Below are 566 nucleotides of genomic sequence, written 5' to 3'. Positions count from 1 at the left end.
GGTGTTGTTTGAGAACTCAACAGTGTGTTTTGTTTGTGATAGTGCCAAATTTTTTGTTTGGTTGCGACCCTTTCACATCCCTGTCGTGGGGGTCGCGTTTTTGGAAACAGCCAGTTTTTTGGTTTGTTTTTTGCTTGGATTGTGCTTTTTGTAGTGCTGAGAAGCTTTTATGGAGAGTTTGATCCTGGCTCAGGACGAACGCTGGCGGCGTGCTTAACACATGCAAGTCGAACGGTAAGGCCCTTTCGGGGGTACACGAGTGGCGAACGGGTGAGTAACACGTGGGTAATCTGCCCTGCACTTCGGGATAAGCCTGGGAAACCGGGTCTAATACCGGATATGAGCTCCTGCCGCATGGTGGGGGTTGGAAAGTTTTTCGGTGCAGGATGAGTCCGCGGCCTATCAGCTTGTTGGTGGGGTAATGGCCTACCAAGGCGACGACGGGTAGCCGGCCTGAGAGGGTGATCGGCCACACTGGGACTGAGACACGGCCCAGACTCCTACGGGAGGCAGCAGTGGGGAATATTGCGCAATGGGCGGAAGCCTGACGCAGCGACGCCGCGTGG

At 54.6% G+C, this 566-nt stretch carries 1 rRNA gene; it reads left to right on the top strand.

From position 1 onward, the window contains the following. Positions 1-166 precede the first annotated feature (166 nt). Positions 167-566: ribosomal RNA gene (locus tag CEY15_RS17690) — 16S ribosomal RNA — on the top strand; the annotation flags it as partial.

This window comes from Dietzia natronolimnaea, from assembly GCF_002289575.1.
GTDB classification, from domain to species: domain Bacteria; phylum Actinomycetota; class Actinomycetes; order Mycobacteriales; family Mycobacteriaceae; genus Dietzia; species Dietzia natronolimnaea_A.
This window is presented reverse-complemented; position numbering and strand designations above follow the sequence as displayed.